Here is a 16,482-nt window from a genome sequence, read left to right as displayed (position 1 = left end):
TTATTATTGCGGACGAAAAACAACATAAGAGGTGATTTGAGCGTATGAGCAGCGAGAGTGTTTCCATCATGTTGAACGGTAAAGAGGTGACCGGTAAGGCCGGGCAGACCATTCTTCAGGCGGCAAACGAGGACAAGACTTTTATCCCTCAAATTTGTTACAACCCTCAATTGGGTGCTCTTCAAACATGTGACACTTGTCTTGTAGAGGTCAATGGCGAACTGGTGCGCTCTTGTAATACATTGATACAGCCGGGCATGCGGGTAGCTACCGAATCCACGTATGTAAGAGAAGCCCAGATGGAAGCGATGTCGCGTATTTTGGAAAATCACGAGCTTTATTGCACCGTGTGCGATAACAACAATGGTAACTGTGTCGTGCACAATACTACGGAACTTTTGCAGATGGACCACCAGAAATACGAGTTCAGGGAAAAGCCATACGCGCTCGACATGTCGCACCCGATGTACCGCTATGACCCGAATCAGTGCATCTTATGCGGCCGATGCGTAGAGGCATGCCAGGACTTGCAGGTGAATGAAACGCTGAGTATCGACTGGAACCGTGAAATTCCACGTGTTATATGGGACCAGGATGTGCCTATCGATGTGTCCTCCTGCGTATCTTGCGGCCACTGCGTCAATGTGTGCCCTTGTAACGCTCTTATGGAAAAGACTATGCTTGGAGAAGCCGGATACATGACCAATATCGCTTCCGATATACTTGAGCCTATGATCGACCTGACCAAGGAGGTCGAGCCGGGCTATCGTGAGATCTTCATGATATCCGAATTCGAAGCTGCGATGCGTCAATCCAGAATTAAGCGGACAAAAACCGTATGTACATACTGTGGCGTTGGTTGCAGTTTTGAGGTTTGGACAAAAGAGAGAAAAATTCTGAAAATCCAGCCTACCGTCGAGGCGCCGGTCAACGGTGTGTCAACCTGTGTGAAAGGGAAGTGGGGTTGGGATTTTGTCAACAGCAAGGACCGGTTGACTAAGCCGCTGATCCGGCAGGGAGACCGATTCGTTGAAGCTACATGGGACGAAGCTCTCGATTTGATTGCGGAGAAGCTCGGCGCGATCAAAGAAAAGCACGGGCCCGAATCTATCGGCTACATCGCCTCGTCCAAATGCAGTAACGAGGATAACTTCGTTTTCCAAAAATTCGCACGTGCAGTAATGGAATCTAACAACGTAGATAACTGTTCCCGTTACTGCCAGACTCCTGCTACTGCGGGACTGATGCGGACAGTCGGTCTGGGTGGCGATACGGGTACGATCAAGGATATCGCATCCGCCGAGTTGGTCATTGTGCTCGGCGCCAACGTGGCGGAATCGCATCCTGTGCTTGCCACCCGGGTGAAACGCGCCCACAAGCTGTACGGACAGAAGCTGATTGTCGCAGACTTGCGTAAAACTGAATTGGCGGAGCGGGCTGACATATTCTTCCGTCCAAAACCGGGTACGGATCTCGTATGGATGTCGGCGGTGACAAAATACATTATCGAGCAAGGCTGGCATGCCAAAGAGTTTATCAATGAGCGTGCGGAAGGCTTTGACGAGTATGTCGCCTCACTGGACAAGTTCACGCTGGACTATGCTGCGGAGGTGTGCAGCGTACCGAAGGAAACATTGATCCAAATCGCCAACATGATCCATAATGCAGGCTCGGTCTCCATGCTGTGGGCAATGGGTGTTACCCAGCATTTGGGCGGCACTGACACAAGTACTGCAATTTGTAACCTGCTCATGGTGACCGGTAACTTTGGTCGCACCGGTACGGGTGCTTATCCGCTGCGTGGCCATAACAATGTGCAAGGGGCTTGCGATTTCGGCACACTGCCCTCCTACTTCCCGGGCTACGAGCTGGTCACCGACGAGAAAGTTCGGGCTCGCTATGAAAAGGCATGGGGCACGAAGCTGCCGGCCAAGCCAGGCTATGATAACCACCAGATGGTTGAAGGTATTGAAAAAGGTGAAATCAAGGCTATGTATTTGTTCGGTGAAGAGATGGCCTTGGTTGACGCTAACTCCAACTATGTTGAGGCGATGTTCGGCAACCTCGAGTTTTTCGTGGTGCAGGACATATTCTTCTCAAGAACCGCGCAATTTGCGGATGTCGTGCTGCCGGCAGCGCCAAGCCTGGAGAAGGACGGAACCTTCGTCAATACGGAAAGACGCATCCAACGCTTCTATCAAGTGTTCGAGCCGTTGGGCGATTCCAAACCCGACTGGCAGATCTTCCAGATGCTTGCCAACCGTATGGGCGCGAATTGGAACTACACCCATCCTAGCGAAATTATGGCGGAAGCGGCGAGTCTTGCTCCCCTGTTCGCCGGCGTCAGCTATGAGCGCTTGGAAGGTTGGAACAGCCAGGTTTGGCCCGTCTCCCCGGAAGGAGAAAGCACTCCGCTGCTGTACCAGGAAAAGTTCGGTTTCCCTAACGGTAAAGGCCGGTTGATTCCTTTGGAATGGACACCGCCGTTTGAGCCGGAGGGTTATGAGCTGCATTTAAATAACGGTCGTATTCTGGAGCACTTCCATGAAGGTAACATGACATATCAAAGTGTTGACATTACGCATAAGGTGCCTGGCATCTGGTTGGAGGTCTCGCCTGAGCTTGCTGAGCGCCGCGGCATCAAGGATGGAGCCCTCGTACGGCTGACATCTCCGTATGGCCAAGTAGAGGTACCGGTTCTCGTTACCGACAGGGTGCAGGGCGACGAATTGTACCTGCCGATGCATACCCGGAAGCTCGAGGAAACGGTGAACCGGCTGACGAGCAGCTATTTTGACTTGATCACGCACACGCCGGCGTATAAAGAAATGAAAGTCAACATGGATGTCATCAGAGCTGATGGTGAACGTCCGCTGCCTGATGAAAACTTCCGCCTTGCAATAAGAAATCCGCAGGTCGGCGTGAAGGTCGAGGAGAAGTGGAAGCGGCCGGGCTTCGAGCCTGTGGCGGTAACTATCCAAAAGGAGCGTGAACAACGTGGCTAATGCGATAAGTTACATCGAACGCAAAATTCCGACGCAGGAACAGCTGCAAGCGGAGGCCATGGCGGAAATTTTGCAAAAGCTCACCGAAAATAAGCGCACTATCATTTGGGCGCTGGATTTGTTGAACGAGCTGAGTGAAGCCGGGGTGCTGGACATCATCCAGGGCATCATGAAAAATCGGAGCACAATGGCGGCGATAGGGCTGGACTTTATCAATATCGCCAACATTCCAACTATGGCGAAAACGGTGATCGGCTTCACGCAGCTGCTCGGCCGGATTGATCCGAAGACCACCGAAAAACTGATCACCGGAATGGAAAAAGGATTGAATGCGGCGATGAAACCGGACGTGGAGCCCCAAGGTGTATTCGCGTTGATGGGTATGATGCGCGATCCGAACGTGCGTGCCGCAATGTCAACCGGACTGCGTTTCATGCAGGGCTTGGGCGAGGGATTGAATCAGAAGGAAGCCGAGATGAAGAAGTGAAATACTGGCAAACAAAAACTGCACTCTCCGGTTGTCGGAGGGTGCGTTTTTTTTAACATAATAGAAAGTATAAGTTTTTGGGGAGCGTTAGGGTTTCCCTTTTTTGAGTTGTTTGGTAAAAAAGAGTAGAGACGAATAACCGAGGTGATCGAATGGTTTATCCATTTCGCAATTTGGTGTTTGAAGGCGGAGGAGTAAAGGGCATTGCCTATGCAGGGGCATTAGAAGTGCTGAAGGATGAAGGAATTCTTGAGAATATTCGCAGAACGGGAGGTTCATCAGCTGGGGCAATAATAGCCCTTTTAATAGGATTGAATTATTCGGTTGATCAAATCAAAGTAACACTCGAGCGCATGAATTTAACAGATTTTATGGACGAGGATATCGCTAGTGTCCAGATAGATAACATGTACCAGTTAATTAAAAACTTCGGATGGTGAAGAAGTTGCGTTAATGCAGGAAAGCAAACGGTACAAAGAAATGTCTTTTGTAGGTACAAATGTTTCAACTCACTTTTCTGTTATATTTGCCTCTAGCAATACACCTAAAATGATTGATGCTGTTCGGATTTCCATGTCTCTGCCTTTGTTTTTTCAAGCAGTTAAGTGGGAAAATGACTACTATGTAGACGGCGGCGTGTTAATGAATTATCCGGTTAGGATGTTCGATATGAAGGAGTATGTTGAAAACGAAGATAATTTTACTATTCCTGAACATTATCGGGTCAGAAACGGAATTAATGTCGAAAGAGCTGGGGATATACTCGTGCAAAACAAAGAGACGTTAGGGTTTCGCTTGGATTCGAAAGAGGAGCAAGATGTTTTAATAGGGACGGTTCCCCCCGAACATAGCAATTGATAATTTCTTTGACTTTTCTTCGAATTTAATCGGTACAATCATGGATACTCAGAATAATGCTCATTTACATAGTACAGATGCAGATCGAACAGTATATATTGATTCCCTAGGTGTAAAGGCTACCGATTTTGAGATATCTCCTGAGATGAAGTTAAGGCTTATTGAATCAGGTAAAACAGGAACTAAAAAATATCTGGAAGCCTACAACAATACGTAAAGGTGAGATTGGATGAGTTCATCTCGCGAGTTTGCAATAGATACTACGCAGTCACCAACTACTCGGACTTTTGAAGCTTCCATCGCCAATGGAAGCTTTTTTATTATGCCGCACAAAAAAGTCATTGCCCGCTCATGTTTTAATGTTTGCCGTCAGCCGTCTTGCGGAATGTCAGCAGCTCGGACACCGTGACAAAGCGGAAGCCTCGGTTTTTCAGCTCAGGCAGCACTTGTTTCAAGGCGTCGACGGTCTGCGTTTGCCCTTCCACGTAGTCATGAAACAGTATGATATCTCCGTTGTGCGCGTTATTCAACACCGTGTCGACGATTTTTTTCACACCGGGCGTGTCCCAATCTCTTGTGTTCTGATGCCAGGACCACATGATCACCTGGTAGCCGGACCTTTTGGCAGCATCCACCACGTTGTCACCATAGAAACCTCCGGGCGGCCGAAATAAGCTTGGTTTTCGTCCCGTTGTATCCACTATGACGCGCTCGGCCTGTGAGATATCCTCGTATACTCTGTCGCCACCAATCCGCCTCGTAAAATATCTGTGATGATAGGAATGGTTGGCAATTTCATGGCCGTCCGCGATTTCGCGTTTCGCTAACTCCGGGTAAGCCTCGACACGCGTTCCGATCACAAAAAAGGTGGCTTTCGCCTCATACTGTTTCAGCAGATCTAAAATGGCGGGCGTATCGGCCGGATCGGGACCATCGTCAAACGTAAGGGCGATAATTTGCTCTTGCGTGGGCACTTCCCACACAATGTCGCCTCTCGCTTCATAGTACTGCCGGTTTTTATACTGCGGCGCTGTACTGTCGACAGTGAACAGCGCGGCTAATAAGGCGGTAATAATAATGGGATTAGCCCACATTTGCACGATCGATCTCCCTCCTTCATAACCGTATTTTGGCCGGATCTATGTTTATTATGTTTCCTTGAAATTGCCTGTTATGGTTTCCCCGGCGCCGGCAGAAAATAAATACGCTAAAAATACAATTCGGGAAACGGGGTGGCGATGATCAACAGACGGCTGTTCATATGTTTTGTTATGTTTATCGTAGCCGCATGCTTCGGTCACGATGCTTCGGCAGCTCCCGCGCAGCAGGCGATTCTCACCGTCAAAGCGTCCTCGCAGGCCGACATGGAGACGCAGCTCGTCGTAATGAACAGCAAGCTGATACAGCGGATTGACCGCAGCCATGTAGAGAAATTCATCACCGCTATCCCTGCGACCGACACGTTTTTAACCGTCAAAGACGCAGAGACGCATGCAACAACGTATGCGGTGGATGAAGAGGGGAATTTGTTTGATGTTCAGCGCGGGGAAAAGATACAATTGGATGAAAACGCCCAGGCGCAGCTGCTGCAGTATGTAGGGCTCGTCCGCTCCGCACACTATGGCAAAATGGTGCCTTGGGATCAAGCAAAACAAATCATACCGAGAAAAAAGACATTCAAGGTAATTGATATGGAGACCGGGCTGACCTTTAACGTGCAAAGAAGAGCAGGCCAACACCATGCAGACGTTCAACCGTTGACCGAGGCAGACACCGCCATCATGAAACAAATTTATAATGGAAAATGGAGCTGGAAGCGCCGGGCTATCTTGGCGCAAACCGACGAGCAGGTTATTGCGGCATCGATGCACGGTATGCCTCACGGAGGAGACGGCATCCCTGACAACGGCTTTTCAGGCCACTTTTGCATTCATTTTTTGAATAGCTCAACTCATAAATCAGGTAAAGTCGACTTGGAGCATCAGCTCATGGTGCGCAAAGCGGGCGGCCGTCTGGACGAATACTTCGATCACGCGTCTCCTTACGATGTGGTGGATGCGTTTGTCGCGGCAATACATCTGGGCGACCCGCTGCTGTTGGCGCTGAGCGTGGCGCCGCAAAAAAACGCTGATCTATCCGAGCTCCTCCGAAGCAAAGACGAGATCGAGGCAATGACCCGCACATCACATTATGTGAAAAAAGACACCACAGGCCTGCTGTCCGTGGAAATACCCGCTAGCTTTCAAATTGAGCGGCAGGGCCGGGCGAGAGAGCACGCGCGAATATCGTTCCACGTGTGCCGCACCTCGCTGCTCGAGCCTTGGAAGATTGACTCCGTGCGAGTGGGTACCGCTGCGAAGCAAGGCAAAAAAGATGCCACACGGAGGTGAACGCCGGAGCCGTGCAGCGGCTCCGCCGTTTGCATGAACAATGTGTACATCACACAGAGATGGCCACCTGAAGGTTCTTTTTTATGCGCAGGTTACCGCGATTGACAAAGAATGTCTCCTACGATATATTTATCTTAACTTTAAGATATTTAAGTTTGAACGAATAGGAGAGAAGCTAATGTCGGACAATAACAGCGAGGATCAACAAGCATCGCTAAAACTGTTCGTAGTGCTGTCCAAAGCATACAAAAGTATCATGGACCAGGCTGTGAAAGACATGCGGAATTACAATCTGTCCTCGGCTGAATTTATGGTGTTGGAAGTGCTGTATCATAAGCGACGGATTCCGCTGCAGCAGATCGGCGAGAAAATACTGGTAACTAGCGGCAGTGTGACTTATAACATTGATAAGCTGGAGAAAAAACAGCTGATCAGACGCGTGCCTTGTAAGGAGGACCGCCGCGTCGTGTACGCGGAGATCACCGACGCCGGGATAGAGTGGTTTGACCGTATTTTTCCCGCGCATGCCGCCTCGATCCACTCGATGATGCACGAGCTGACCACAGAGGAAAAACATCTTACCACGGAGCTGTTAAAGAGGTTGGGAAAGGGCACGCAAAACCGGACATAAAAATTTTTTTAAAAAGTATCTTGAATTTAAGATGTATGGATTTAAAGTAGAGGCGAAGGAGGAGTTCCACGTGACGGATGTAGGGTTATTATTGATACGGCTGGTTGTAGGCCTGCTCATGGCCGGCCATGGTGCGCAGAAGTTGTTCGGCTGGTTTGGCGGCAGCGGGCTAAAGGCCACCGCCGGCTGGTTCGAGTCTACGGGAATCAAACCAGGGATGACGATGGCCGTGCTGGCAGGTTTGGCAGAACTGGTGGGAGGACTGTTCTTCGCTGCCGGTCTATTCACCGGCCTCGCCGCCGCGCTGATTGTTATTACGATGCTGGGCGCCATCATTAAAGTGCACGGCAAGCATGGGCTATGGGCTACGACGAACGGATACGAATACCCGTTAGTTTTGCTCGTAGTCGCAATAGGTGTCTGGCTTACCGGGCCTGGCGATTATTCGCTCGACGCTTGGTGGAATTCCTGAATCGCGGTTGCAGCATGGGAGGAGAAATCAGTTATGACGTTAAAAACGGTAGGCATTCATCATATCACGGCGTTCGTAGGGGATGCGCAGCAGAATGTTGATTTTTATGCTGGAATACTGGGTCTAAGGTTAGTCAAACGAACAATCAATTTCGATGCGCCCGAGGTATACCATCTGTATTTCGGCGATGAAATCGGGCATCCGGGAACCATCATCACTTTTTTTCCTTGGCCGATGGGGCACAAAGGCCGTGTAGGGGGCGGCCAAGTCGGCGTCACCACGTATGCGGTGCCTCCTTGCTCGATGGATTTCTGGGAGCAGCGTTTGCGTGCATATGAGATTCCGGCCGAGAAACACCGGCGCTTCGACGAAGTCTACCTTACATTCACGGACTACGACGATCTGCGGCTGGAGTTGGTTGAACGGGCCGAAGGCCCACAGAGCACATGGTCGACTGCCGGTGTTCCGATCGACAAGGCGATCAAAGGGTTCGGAGGTGCGGTCCTGTACAGTGCGGCGCCAACCAGCACAGCCCAAGCCCTAGCGCATACGCTTGGGCTGCAGCGGGTGTCCGAGGAACACGGGCTCATCCGGTTTAGCTCTGCCGGGGACATCGGCAATATCATTGATTTGAAGGCTGACCCCGTAGGGTATGGCGCTGGCGGCAGCGGCACCGTCCATCATATTGCGTGGCGGGCCAAAGATGATGAAGAGCAGCTGCAATGGCGCGAACATGTGCAGTCACATGGTTTTCAGCCTACGCCGGTGCAGGATCGGCAATACTTTAACGCGGTATATTTTCGTGAGGCCGGCGGGATCCTGTTTGAAATCGCCACAGATCCGCCGGGCTTCGCCGTGGATGAGGCCGTTGCTGCTCTGGGGGAAAAGCTGATGCTGCCCGCGTGGTATGAGCCTCATCGCAGACAGATTGAGAGCAATCTGGCGCCTTTTGTGGTAAGGGACCCCGAGGTGAGACGCAGATGATTCATCTATATCAGCAGGCAACCGAAGCCGACCGTCCCACACTGGTGCTATTCCACGGCACAGGGGGAACGGAGCGAGACCTTCTGCCGCTGAGCCAGCTCATGTCTCCAGGCTCCGCGGTGCTAAGTCTTCGGGGCAACGTGCTGGAAAATGGAATGCCCCGGTTTTTTAGGCGCCTGGGGCAGGGCGTGTTTGACGAAGTTGATCTCGTACATCGCACCAAGGAAGTGCACAAGTTTCTGGACAAAGCGGCCGAACAATACGGGTTCGACCGGGCTAACGTGGCAGCGGTGGGCTATTCTAACGGCGCGAACATTATCGCCAGCTTGGTGTTCCATTTTCCTAATGTGCTGCGGGCCGCGATCCTGCACCATCCGATGGTCCCCCTGTGGGGACGGCAGCTTCCCAATCTGTTCAGCATGCCGGTGTTCATCGGGGCCGGAACGAATGACCCTATTTGCTCGCCGGCGGAGACAGACGAACTGAAAAAACTGCTCACACAAGCGGGAGCGGCAGTCACAGTGCATTGGGAACAGCATGGCCACCAGCTGACGCGCCCAGAAGTGGAAGCCGCTGCCGCATGGTATCACGCGGAGGTGCTGTAACTCGGCTGGCGCGCACTCGCAGTGCGCTGCAACAGCACAGCTATCAACTGACGCGCACAGAAGTGGAAGCCACTGCCGCATGGTATCGCGCTGAGGTACAGCAAGTGTAAGGCGTGGCGGCGGTGCGGCCGCTTGACGCGCAGCCGCTAGCTATGATCGCGCATATGGATTAGCCAGAATACGGTGGATTTGTCCCATCCCAAGTCCCAAGGCACGTGATATCGGTCGGCTGAGTGCGAGTTTACAAGCGGGTAGCCGTTGGCATCGAAGCCTACGATGATGGAGAAGTGGTCGATATCACCCTGCTTGAGTTCGTATCCTACGAAGTCACCGGGCTTCATTTCCGCAAATGCGCCTTTTGGAAACCGTGAGCTGGATTTCATTATGTCGACATATTTACCTCTCCTGATGAGCGCGCCGTGACCCTGATACAGCAAATAATTTTTAAACGAGTCAGTCCGGATCCACGCCGTGCTTCCGCCTTCGTTCCTGCTATAGAACCAAGTCGGTGTCATGCGCAGGCCCGCTCCTTCGTGAGGATCTCCCACAATTTGAGAAGAGAAATTGGTGCAATCTCCGCCGCGTCCCGAATAGTCTTTGTATTTGCTGTTGTACTTATGACCATTGCCTGCGCCCCAAGCGAGACCTGCGTACTTGTCGGCATATCTGACCGCCTTCGCCCTATCATATTTGACCGGGCGCGAAGCGGAAGCGGGGTAGGCCAACGGCATGGGGATGCGCACATGGTCCTGCGCGTGAAGCCAAGTCGGAATCAGCTTGGGGTCTTCCTCTAATGGATCCGAATACCATTCTTTTAGCACATACCATTGCCCGTCGAGCTGCTTCAACGTCAGCGTATGGCGGGTTCCCACACCGAAATGCTGCGGCTCTCTTGCCCCGTTTTTATATACATAGCTGAGTTTCAGACTCTGTGTTAGAGAAAGCTTGATCCGATCTGCCTGGCGCTTGAACTGGGTGATGTGTATTTCGCTGCCGGCGTGAACGAACTCGATGTTTCTTCTCTCCGCCCAGGCATGCATGTACTCCGTTCTGCGCAATTCATGGTGCAGCGCATAGCGGCTGGTTTTTTCCGCCGCAATGTAAAACGGGCTGATCGGGCGGGGCTCAGCGTGCAGCAGCGATTGGGCGCGGGACGCATACAGCTGATTTAAAAATCGCACTACCTCCTCTTTGCCTGCATCTTCGGCTCTGGCGGCAGACGGAATGAGCAAGGCGGTGAGCAGCATGAACAAGACAAATGGTTTCATTGACACCCTCCAAAGTGCGTTCAGCGGGCTTATTCTAAGGTGTGACGAGGGGCTCGACACGCTCAGGGGACAATACGTCGCTGACTGTGCCAAGCTGCAAGCCTTTGCTGCGTATGGCTCGAATCATCCCATCCAATGCTGTAGTTGCGGAGCGGGTTGGATGCATCAGAATCAGCGACCCATTGCCAACCTTTGACCCTATCTTATGAACGATGGATTCAGGGCTCGGATTTCGCCAATCCACCGTATCCAGCGTCCACAGCACCGTATTCAATTTTAAACTCAATGCAAGCTCCACAGTCTTCTTGTCGAAATCTCCTGACGGCGGGGCAAACCAGCGGTTTTTCACCTGCAGCTGCTCTTGCAGCAGCTTTTCCGTTTTAGTAATTTCCGCTAACGCCTGGCTGTCGCTCAACTGGCTCATGTTCTTATGAGAGTAGGCATGGTTGGAGAGCTCGTGGCCATGCTCGGCTATCACTTTTGCGGTAGCCACATTTTTTTTCAGCCAGGAGCCGTCGAAGAAGAATGTAGCCTTCACCTTATGCTCATCCAACGTCTTTAGAATGCGCGGAATAAACTCGTCGCCCCACGCGACGTTGATCATTAGTGCCGCCATTGGTTTCTGCGGATTGCCGCGGTAGATGGGCTGTGCCCCCAGGTCATGCAGATTGACAGCGGGCGGGATTTGTTTATACACATACTCAAAAGGCGTACCCGAAGGCTTATTTTTATTCACCGAGTAAGTCCGTTCAATATCGACCTCTAGGCCGTTGTAGCCAGGGATGGCCCCTTCCAGACGATCGATTTTGGCATCGACGGGCGGGATCCGTTTGCTCGGCGCTTCCTGCATAATTTTGGTCATAACGGGATCAAGATTGATAGGGAGCGTTGTGAATCCCGACACAATTGGTAAAGAGGAAAGCGCCAAAATGATTGCGAGCTTGCAGCACAGCATACCTGGGCAACTCCTTTCGATTTATACCCATCATTATCTGCTGCTTATAGCGGAATTATGTAATCCCGTAAGCTATTGTGCTGACGATCCCACCTCACTCAATTAAGCCCTGGGTTTGCCAACGGAGCGCAAAAGTATAATAATCAATATATCATGATAAAACTGGTGCGGCGCCAAGGATGGTCAGGCATGCAGCGGGGTAGGAAGGTTTGGAATATGAATGACAAAATCGTAATGCCGGTGTGGACATTCGGCCTGTTTATAGTGGTGATGAATACGACGATGTTTAACGTATCCATCCCAAGTATCATCCGGGATCTCGGCATAACGGCGAACCTCGGAGCGTGGATTATTTCCAGCTACTCGATCGGATATGCTCTCTCCACCGTCATTTACAGCAGGCTGTCGGACTCCGTTCCCATCCGGACACTGCTGGCGGTCGGTATTGGCGTGCTTGGGCTGTCGTCGGTGTTTGGTATTTTTGCCCGTGATTTTGAATCGCTGCTTGCGGCACGTATTCTGCAGTCCGCGGGGTCCGGCGCAATGGCGGGCCTGGGCCTGGTTCTAGCCAGCAGGTACATTCCCTATGAGAGGCGCGGCAGAGCGATTACTATGATTTCGGCCGGGAGTGCGATGGCATTCGGACTCGGGCCGATCGTAGGCGGCCTAGTGAGCGAGTATTTCGGCTGGAACGGGTTGTTCGCGGTAACATGCCTTGTGCTTGTTATCCTGCCTCTGCTTCTGCGGCTTCTGCCCAAAGAACAGCCGCAGCCATTCCGCTTTGATGCACCGGGTGCGGGTTTCACCGTGATCAACACCGCCACACTGCTAATCGCGGTCACCCAGCGCTCGGCCGTTTGGCTTGCTGTCAGCGTTCTGTCATTCGCCGCCCATGCATGGCATTTGAAAAGAGCGCAGCAGCCGTTCATCAATCCTCAGCTTTTGGCTAACTCTGCTTACAGGAAGCTGTTGACTATAGGCTTCTGCATCCTTGTGCTGAACCTGGCTAATTTGTTCCTTATGCCGCTTGCACTCGCGAATCTTTTCGAACAATCGGCGATGACGATCGGATTTGTGATCGCACCGGGCGCCATCGTGTCTGCGATACTGACGCGATTCCTGGGTCAGTGGATCGACAGGTATGGCAATTTGCGGTTTCTGCTTCTGGGTCACGCTATTCTTACCGCGGTGGTCGCGGCTTTTTCCATAGGACTTGCTGTGTCGCCGTTCGTTATTCTTTGCGGTTACATCTGTTTCTCTCCGGCGTTTTCAGCTACCATCGCTTCCTTGAATAACGAAACGTCACGCATATTGCAAAAGCCTCTGATCGGCTCCGGCATGGGACTGATGCAGCTGACACAGTTTTTCGGCGGCGCGTTTTCGGTCGCTGCATGCGGCCTACTGCTTGCACTGCAGGAGCAAATACCGCTGGTCGACGCCTATCAGCTTGTATACCGGTGCTTGCTCGCGGTCAGTGTTTGTTCCTTCGCGATACTGTTATGGTATCGGCGGTCGATGCATGTAAACCGGGAAAAGCCAAGCGCGGCTGTAAGAGAAGAGAGTGCAGTATAGCAGTTCGACGCGTAGTGCTTTTTGTTGTTTATATGATTTTAAACGCGAATCAAAGGGAGACGCTGCCCGTCCCTTTCAACGCACACCACACTGTTTTTCGCAATATTGCACCGGTACCTTCCGGATACGCTCGGCTAGCCTCAGCGGAGCTTTTTTACCGCTCTATTGAATCCATATTTTTCCATATTGGGATTACACCGCAACATTTAGTAGACAAACATCGTCAATAACCAAGCAGGGAGGTAAATTATGGATAAAAATGCTTAAGGAGGAATAGGTATGCATAGGGAAGTACATACGGATATTGCTGTGATTGGCGGAGGTGTCGGAGGGTGTGCGGCTGCTCTTGCAGCGTGCAGTCTTGGCAAAAGCGTGATTATGACAGAAGAGTACGATTGGATTGGCGGGCAGTTGACCAGTCAGGCCGTGCCTCCCGATGAGCATAAATGGATCGAGCAATTTGGGTGTACTCGAAATTACCGAAGGTTTCGTGATCTCGTGAGATCGTATTACCGACGGTATTTTCCCTCATCGGATTCCGGTCGATCCGCCATATATTTCAATCCGGGCAATGGAGGCGTGAGCCGCCTCTGCGCCGAACCGCGTGCCATGCTGCACGTGCTGCAGCTGATGTTAGCCCCTTTCATTCATGCCGGCAAACTTACGATTCATACCCGATGCAAACCGGTGGCGGCCGAAACCGATGGTGATACGATAAGATCGGTAACGGTGACACAGCCGGACGGACAAAAAATAACGATTCACGCCCCGTACGTCCTGGATGCGACAGAGTGCGGTGATGTGCTTCCCTTAGCGGGGGTGGAGTATGTGACCGGTGCGGAATCCAAGAGCGAGACCGATGAGCCTCATGCTTTGGATGGTCCGGCGGACCCGCACGATGTGCAGGCGTTCACGCATTGTTTCGCAATGGACTATTTCGAGGGTGAAAATCATGTCATCGATAAGCCGGAAGACTATGACTTTTGGCGCTCGTTTCAGCCGGCTTTTTGGCCCAATCCTCTGCTGAATTGGGTGTCCCCAGACCCCAAGACACTTGAACCGACGGAGGAAGCTCTGTTTCCGGGTACGGACAAATATCCGCTCTTCATTTACCGCAGAATCATCGATCAAACCAATTTCGTGCCGGGAACTTATCCGTCCGATATCAGTCTGGTGAATTGGGCGCAAAACGATTACTTTCTAGGCAACATCTACGATGTGCCTGAACAGGTCGAGCGCAAACACCGCCGGCAGGCGAAACAACTAAGCTACTCGCTGTTGTATTGGCTGCAGACGGAGGCGCCCCGCCCGGACGGGAAGTGCGGATACCCGGGGCTGCGGCTGCGGCCCGACGTGGTCGGCACCGCGGATGGCATGGCACAAGCGCCGTACATTCGTGAATCAAGAAGGATCAAGGCGGAGTTCACTGTGCTCGAGCAGCACGTCAGTGCAGCTGTGCGCGGCGAACAGGGAGCGGAAGTGTTCCTGGACAGCGTTGGGATTGGATGTTATCGAATCGATTTGCATCCAAGCATGAGCGGTCGGAACTTCATTGATATTTCATCGCTTCCTTTTCAGATACCGCTAGGGAGCCTTATCCCCCAGCGCACTAAAAACTTGTTGGCCGCGTGCAAAAATATCGGCACAACCCACGTCACCAACGGGTGCTACCGGCTTCATCCGGTAGAATGGAACATTGGCGAGTCGGCGGGCTATCTTGCCGCGTTTTGCTTGGACAAAGGGTTCAGCCCGAGCGAGGTGCGCGCAGATCCCAAGAAGCTGCAGGAACTACAGACGCTGCTCTCAAATCAAGGCGTAGAGTTGGCGTGGCCCAGCATAGGGGCGGTATAGATCATCACAAGCAGGAGCTCAGCATGCCCCAGTGGAACGGGGGCATGCTTCTTTTTTTCGACGTTCGTCGCAATCTGTCAATGGGCCTAATTTTAATGCTCGCGTTTATGATGCATAGGACCATCATATCAGGTTTCGCGTGATCCGAATGACCTGCTTTTGTGTGGTGCTGTCGTTTGATTCTGTCCAGTAGCAAGCTGGAGTGATCCTGCTCGGCATGCGCGCATGTGGTTTGCCAAGGCGCTCAAACGCACCTGAAAGGGTGATCCAGGATTTTACAATTAAAGCCAGATTCATAAAAGTGCATGAGGAACTATTTCTTAATAACGAACAACAATGTTATAATCGACTGTGTTACCGCGGCTGGAAGCCGATGTAAAAGCCAATGGAAGGAGCATGCCTGTGAAAAGAAAAAAGAAATCATTTCGCCCACACATTCTAGCAAAAGTAACGATTCTCTGCCTCGCCCTGCTGCAGGCCCCGTTCCTGCTGACCATGACTGACGGCACCGGACAACGCGCTTATGCAGCGACACCGGACCGTGCGTTATATCAGTCCACTTACCTGTGGAAAACGGATGAGTTGTTGAAGAATAGAGAGAGTACTTTTCAGTTTCTTCAAGAAAATTCCATCAATCTTGCGTTTTTACAGATCGATCCTGACGTCCCGCAGTCGGAATACATAAGCTTTATTCAGCAGGCTGGAGCACGTGGAATCGAAGTTCATGCTCTAGGAGGAGCACCCGATTGGACGCTGCGTCATAAGCAGGTCAAACTTTACGAATTAATTCATTGGGTCAAACTCTACAACAACAGCGCGCCTCAGGATGCCCGCTTTACCGGAATTCATCTGGATGTCGAACCGTATGTGACCAAGGAGTGGTTCAAGGATACGGATACGATGATAGGATTATGGAAGGACACCATTAGCGGGTTTGTAGAAGAAATGCGGATAGAAACACCGGGGTTGGTAGCCGGAGCGGACATGCCGGTATGGCTTGAAGCGATTGACGTGCCGGACGGGCATGGCGGCCGGACCAGCTTATCCAATTGGATGATCCGTATGTTGGATCAAACCACACTGATGGCTTACCGGGACAATGCCGCGGCGATCCTGGGCAGTGTTCAGCATGAGCTCGCCGAAGCGGAGCGCAACGGCAAGTCGGTTATCGTTGCTGTGGAAACTGTGAAAACCGACGAAGGCCCGATCACATTTCACCCTAAAGGAAAAAATTATATGAAGCAGGAGCTCAGCGTGGTGAATGAGAAGCTGAAGCACCGTCTGCCGTTCCACGGCCACGCCATCCATGATTTTCACGCGTGGATTCAGTTACGGGATTAGACCACAATACCGCTACATGAACGAAAATGGAATTTCACGTACATACGCGAGGTGCACAAAAGA

At 51.7% G+C, this 16,482-nt stretch carries 15 protein-coding genes; 12 read left to right on the top strand and 3 right to left on the bottom strand.

Annotation, left to right across the window (positions count from 1 at the left end; genetic code table 11):
- Window positions 1-44: 44 nt before the first annotated feature.
- The 4 genes from fdhF to CBW46_RS21800 all read left to right on the top strand — a co-directional run bounded on the left by fdhF (window position 45) and on the right by CBW46_RS21800 (window position 4,350).
- A complete protein-coding gene (gene fdhF / locus CBW46_RS12515; RefSeq protein ID WP_089200338.1) occupies window positions 45-3,005 on the top strand; it encodes a formate dehydrogenase subunit alpha in 2,961 nt (986 codons plus the stop codon).
- The gene (locus CBW46_RS12510; protein ID WP_089200337.1) at window positions 2,998-3,492 is read left to right on the top strand and encodes a helical membrane plugin domain-containing protein; all 495 of its coding nucleotides are present in this window, start codon (window positions 2,998-3,000) and stop codon (window positions 3,490-3,492) included. The genes fdhF and CBW46_RS12510 overlap by 8 nt, the downstream gene beginning before the upstream one ends.
- A gap of 152 nt (window positions 3,493-3,644) precedes the next feature.
- Window positions 3,645-3,932 (top strand): patatin-like phospholipase family protein, encoded by a 288-nt coding sequence (locus CBW46_RS21805; protein WP_243633290.1) that lies wholly within the window; start codon window positions 3,645-3,647, stop codon window positions 3,930-3,932.
- 13 nt (window positions 3,933-3,945) lie between these two features.
- On the top strand, window positions 3,946-4,350 hold the full coding sequence (locus CBW46_RS21800; protein WP_243633289.1) for a patatin-like phospholipase family protein: 405 nt from the start codon (window positions 3,946-3,948) through the stop codon (window positions 4,348-4,350).
- 356 nt (window positions 4,351-4,706) lie between these two features.
- Here CBW46_RS21800 and CBW46_RS12500 read toward each other — a convergent pair whose 3' ends face one another.
- Window positions 4,707-5,444, bottom strand: a complete 738-nt coding sequence (locus CBW46_RS12500) for a polysaccharide deacetylase family protein (protein WP_089200410.1) — start codon at window positions 5,442-5,444, stop codon at window positions 4,707-4,709.
- 144 nt (window positions 5,445-5,588) lie between these two features.
- Here CBW46_RS12500 and CBW46_RS12495 point away from each other — a divergent pair, with 144 nt between their 5' ends.
- The 5 genes from CBW46_RS12495 to CBW46_RS12475 all read left to right on the top strand — a co-directional run bounded on the left by CBW46_RS12495 (window position 5,589) and on the right by CBW46_RS12475 (window position 9,432).
- Window positions 5,589-6,740, top strand: a complete 1,152-nt coding sequence (locus CBW46_RS12495) for a hypothetical protein (protein ID WP_089200336.1) — start codon at window positions 5,589-5,591, stop codon at window positions 6,738-6,740.
- A gap of 178 nt (window positions 6,741-6,918) precedes the next feature.
- Window positions 6,919-7,371 carry a MarR family winged helix-turn-helix transcriptional regulator gene (locus tag CBW46_RS12490; RefSeq protein ID WP_089200335.1) on the top strand — a complete coding sequence of 151 codons (453 nt, stop codon included), beginning with the start codon at window positions 6,919-6,921 and terminating at the stop codon, window positions 7,369-7,371.
- 70 nt (window positions 7,372-7,441) lie between these two features.
- Window positions 7,442-7,843, top strand: coding sequence for a DoxX family protein (locus CBW46_RS12485; RefSeq protein ID WP_089200334.1), 402 nt, complete (start codon window positions 7,442-7,444; stop codon window positions 7,841-7,843).
- A gap of 33 nt (window positions 7,844-7,876) precedes the next feature.
- Entirely contained in the window at window positions 7,877-8,827 is a 951-nt protein-coding gene (locus tag CBW46_RS12480; protein ID WP_089200333.1) for a ring-cleaving dioxygenase, read from the top strand.
- Window positions 8,824-9,432, top strand: coding sequence for an alpha/beta hydrolase (locus CBW46_RS12475; protein ID WP_089200332.1), 609 nt, complete (start codon window positions 8,824-8,826; stop codon window positions 9,430-9,432). The genes CBW46_RS12480 and CBW46_RS12475 overlap by 4 nt, the downstream gene beginning before the upstream one ends.
- Before the next feature lie 146 nt (window positions 9,433-9,578).
- Here CBW46_RS12475 and CBW46_RS12470 read toward each other — a convergent pair whose 3' ends face one another.
- Together CBW46_RS12470 and CBW46_RS12465 are read right to left on the bottom strand one after the other, a co-directional pair.
- Window positions 9,579-10,700: an amidase domain-containing protein gene (locus CBW46_RS12470; RefSeq protein WP_243633288.1), complete on the bottom strand. Its 1,122-nt coding sequence runs from the start codon at window positions 10,698-10,700 to the stop codon at window positions 9,579-9,581.
- A gap of 34 nt (window positions 10,701-10,734) precedes the next feature.
- Window positions 10,735-11,655: a polysaccharide deacetylase family protein gene (locus CBW46_RS12465; protein ID WP_089200331.1), complete on the bottom strand. Its 921-nt coding sequence runs from the start codon at window positions 11,653-11,655 to the stop codon at window positions 10,735-10,737.
- A gap of 216 nt (window positions 11,656-11,871) precedes the next feature.
- Between CBW46_RS12465 and CBW46_RS12460 the strand changes: the two genes are divergently transcribed.
- The 3 genes from CBW46_RS12460 (at window position 11,872) to CBW46_RS12450 (ending at window position 16,419) form a co-directional block, all read left to right on the top strand.
- Window positions 11,872-13,227, top strand: a complete 1,356-nt coding sequence (locus CBW46_RS12460; RefSeq protein ID WP_089200330.1) for an MFS transporter — start codon at window positions 11,872-11,874, stop codon at window positions 13,225-13,227.
- 279 nt (window positions 13,228-13,506) lie between these two features.
- The gene (locus CBW46_RS12455; RefSeq protein ID WP_089200329.1) at window positions 13,507-15,078 is read left to right on the top strand and encodes an FAD-dependent oxidoreductase; all 1,572 of its coding nucleotides are present in this window, start codon (window positions 13,507-13,509) and stop codon (window positions 15,076-15,078) included.
- Between the two features lie 402 nt (window positions 15,079-15,480).
- Window positions 15,481-16,419, top strand: a complete 939-nt coding sequence (locus CBW46_RS12450) for a hypothetical protein (protein WP_089200328.1) — start codon at window positions 15,481-15,483, stop codon at window positions 16,417-16,419.
- The last annotated feature ends 63 nt before the right edge of the window (window positions 16,420-16,482 follow it).

The sequence above is a fragment of the Paenibacillus xerothermodurans genome, assembly GCF_002220865.2.
In the GTDB taxonomy this organism is placed as follows: domain Bacteria; phylum Bacillota; class Bacilli; order Paenibacillales; family NBRC-103111; genus Paenibacillus_S; species Paenibacillus_S xerothermodurans.
Note: the sequence above shows the minus strand (reverse complement) of the source record. Positions and strands in the feature narration are given on the sequence as shown.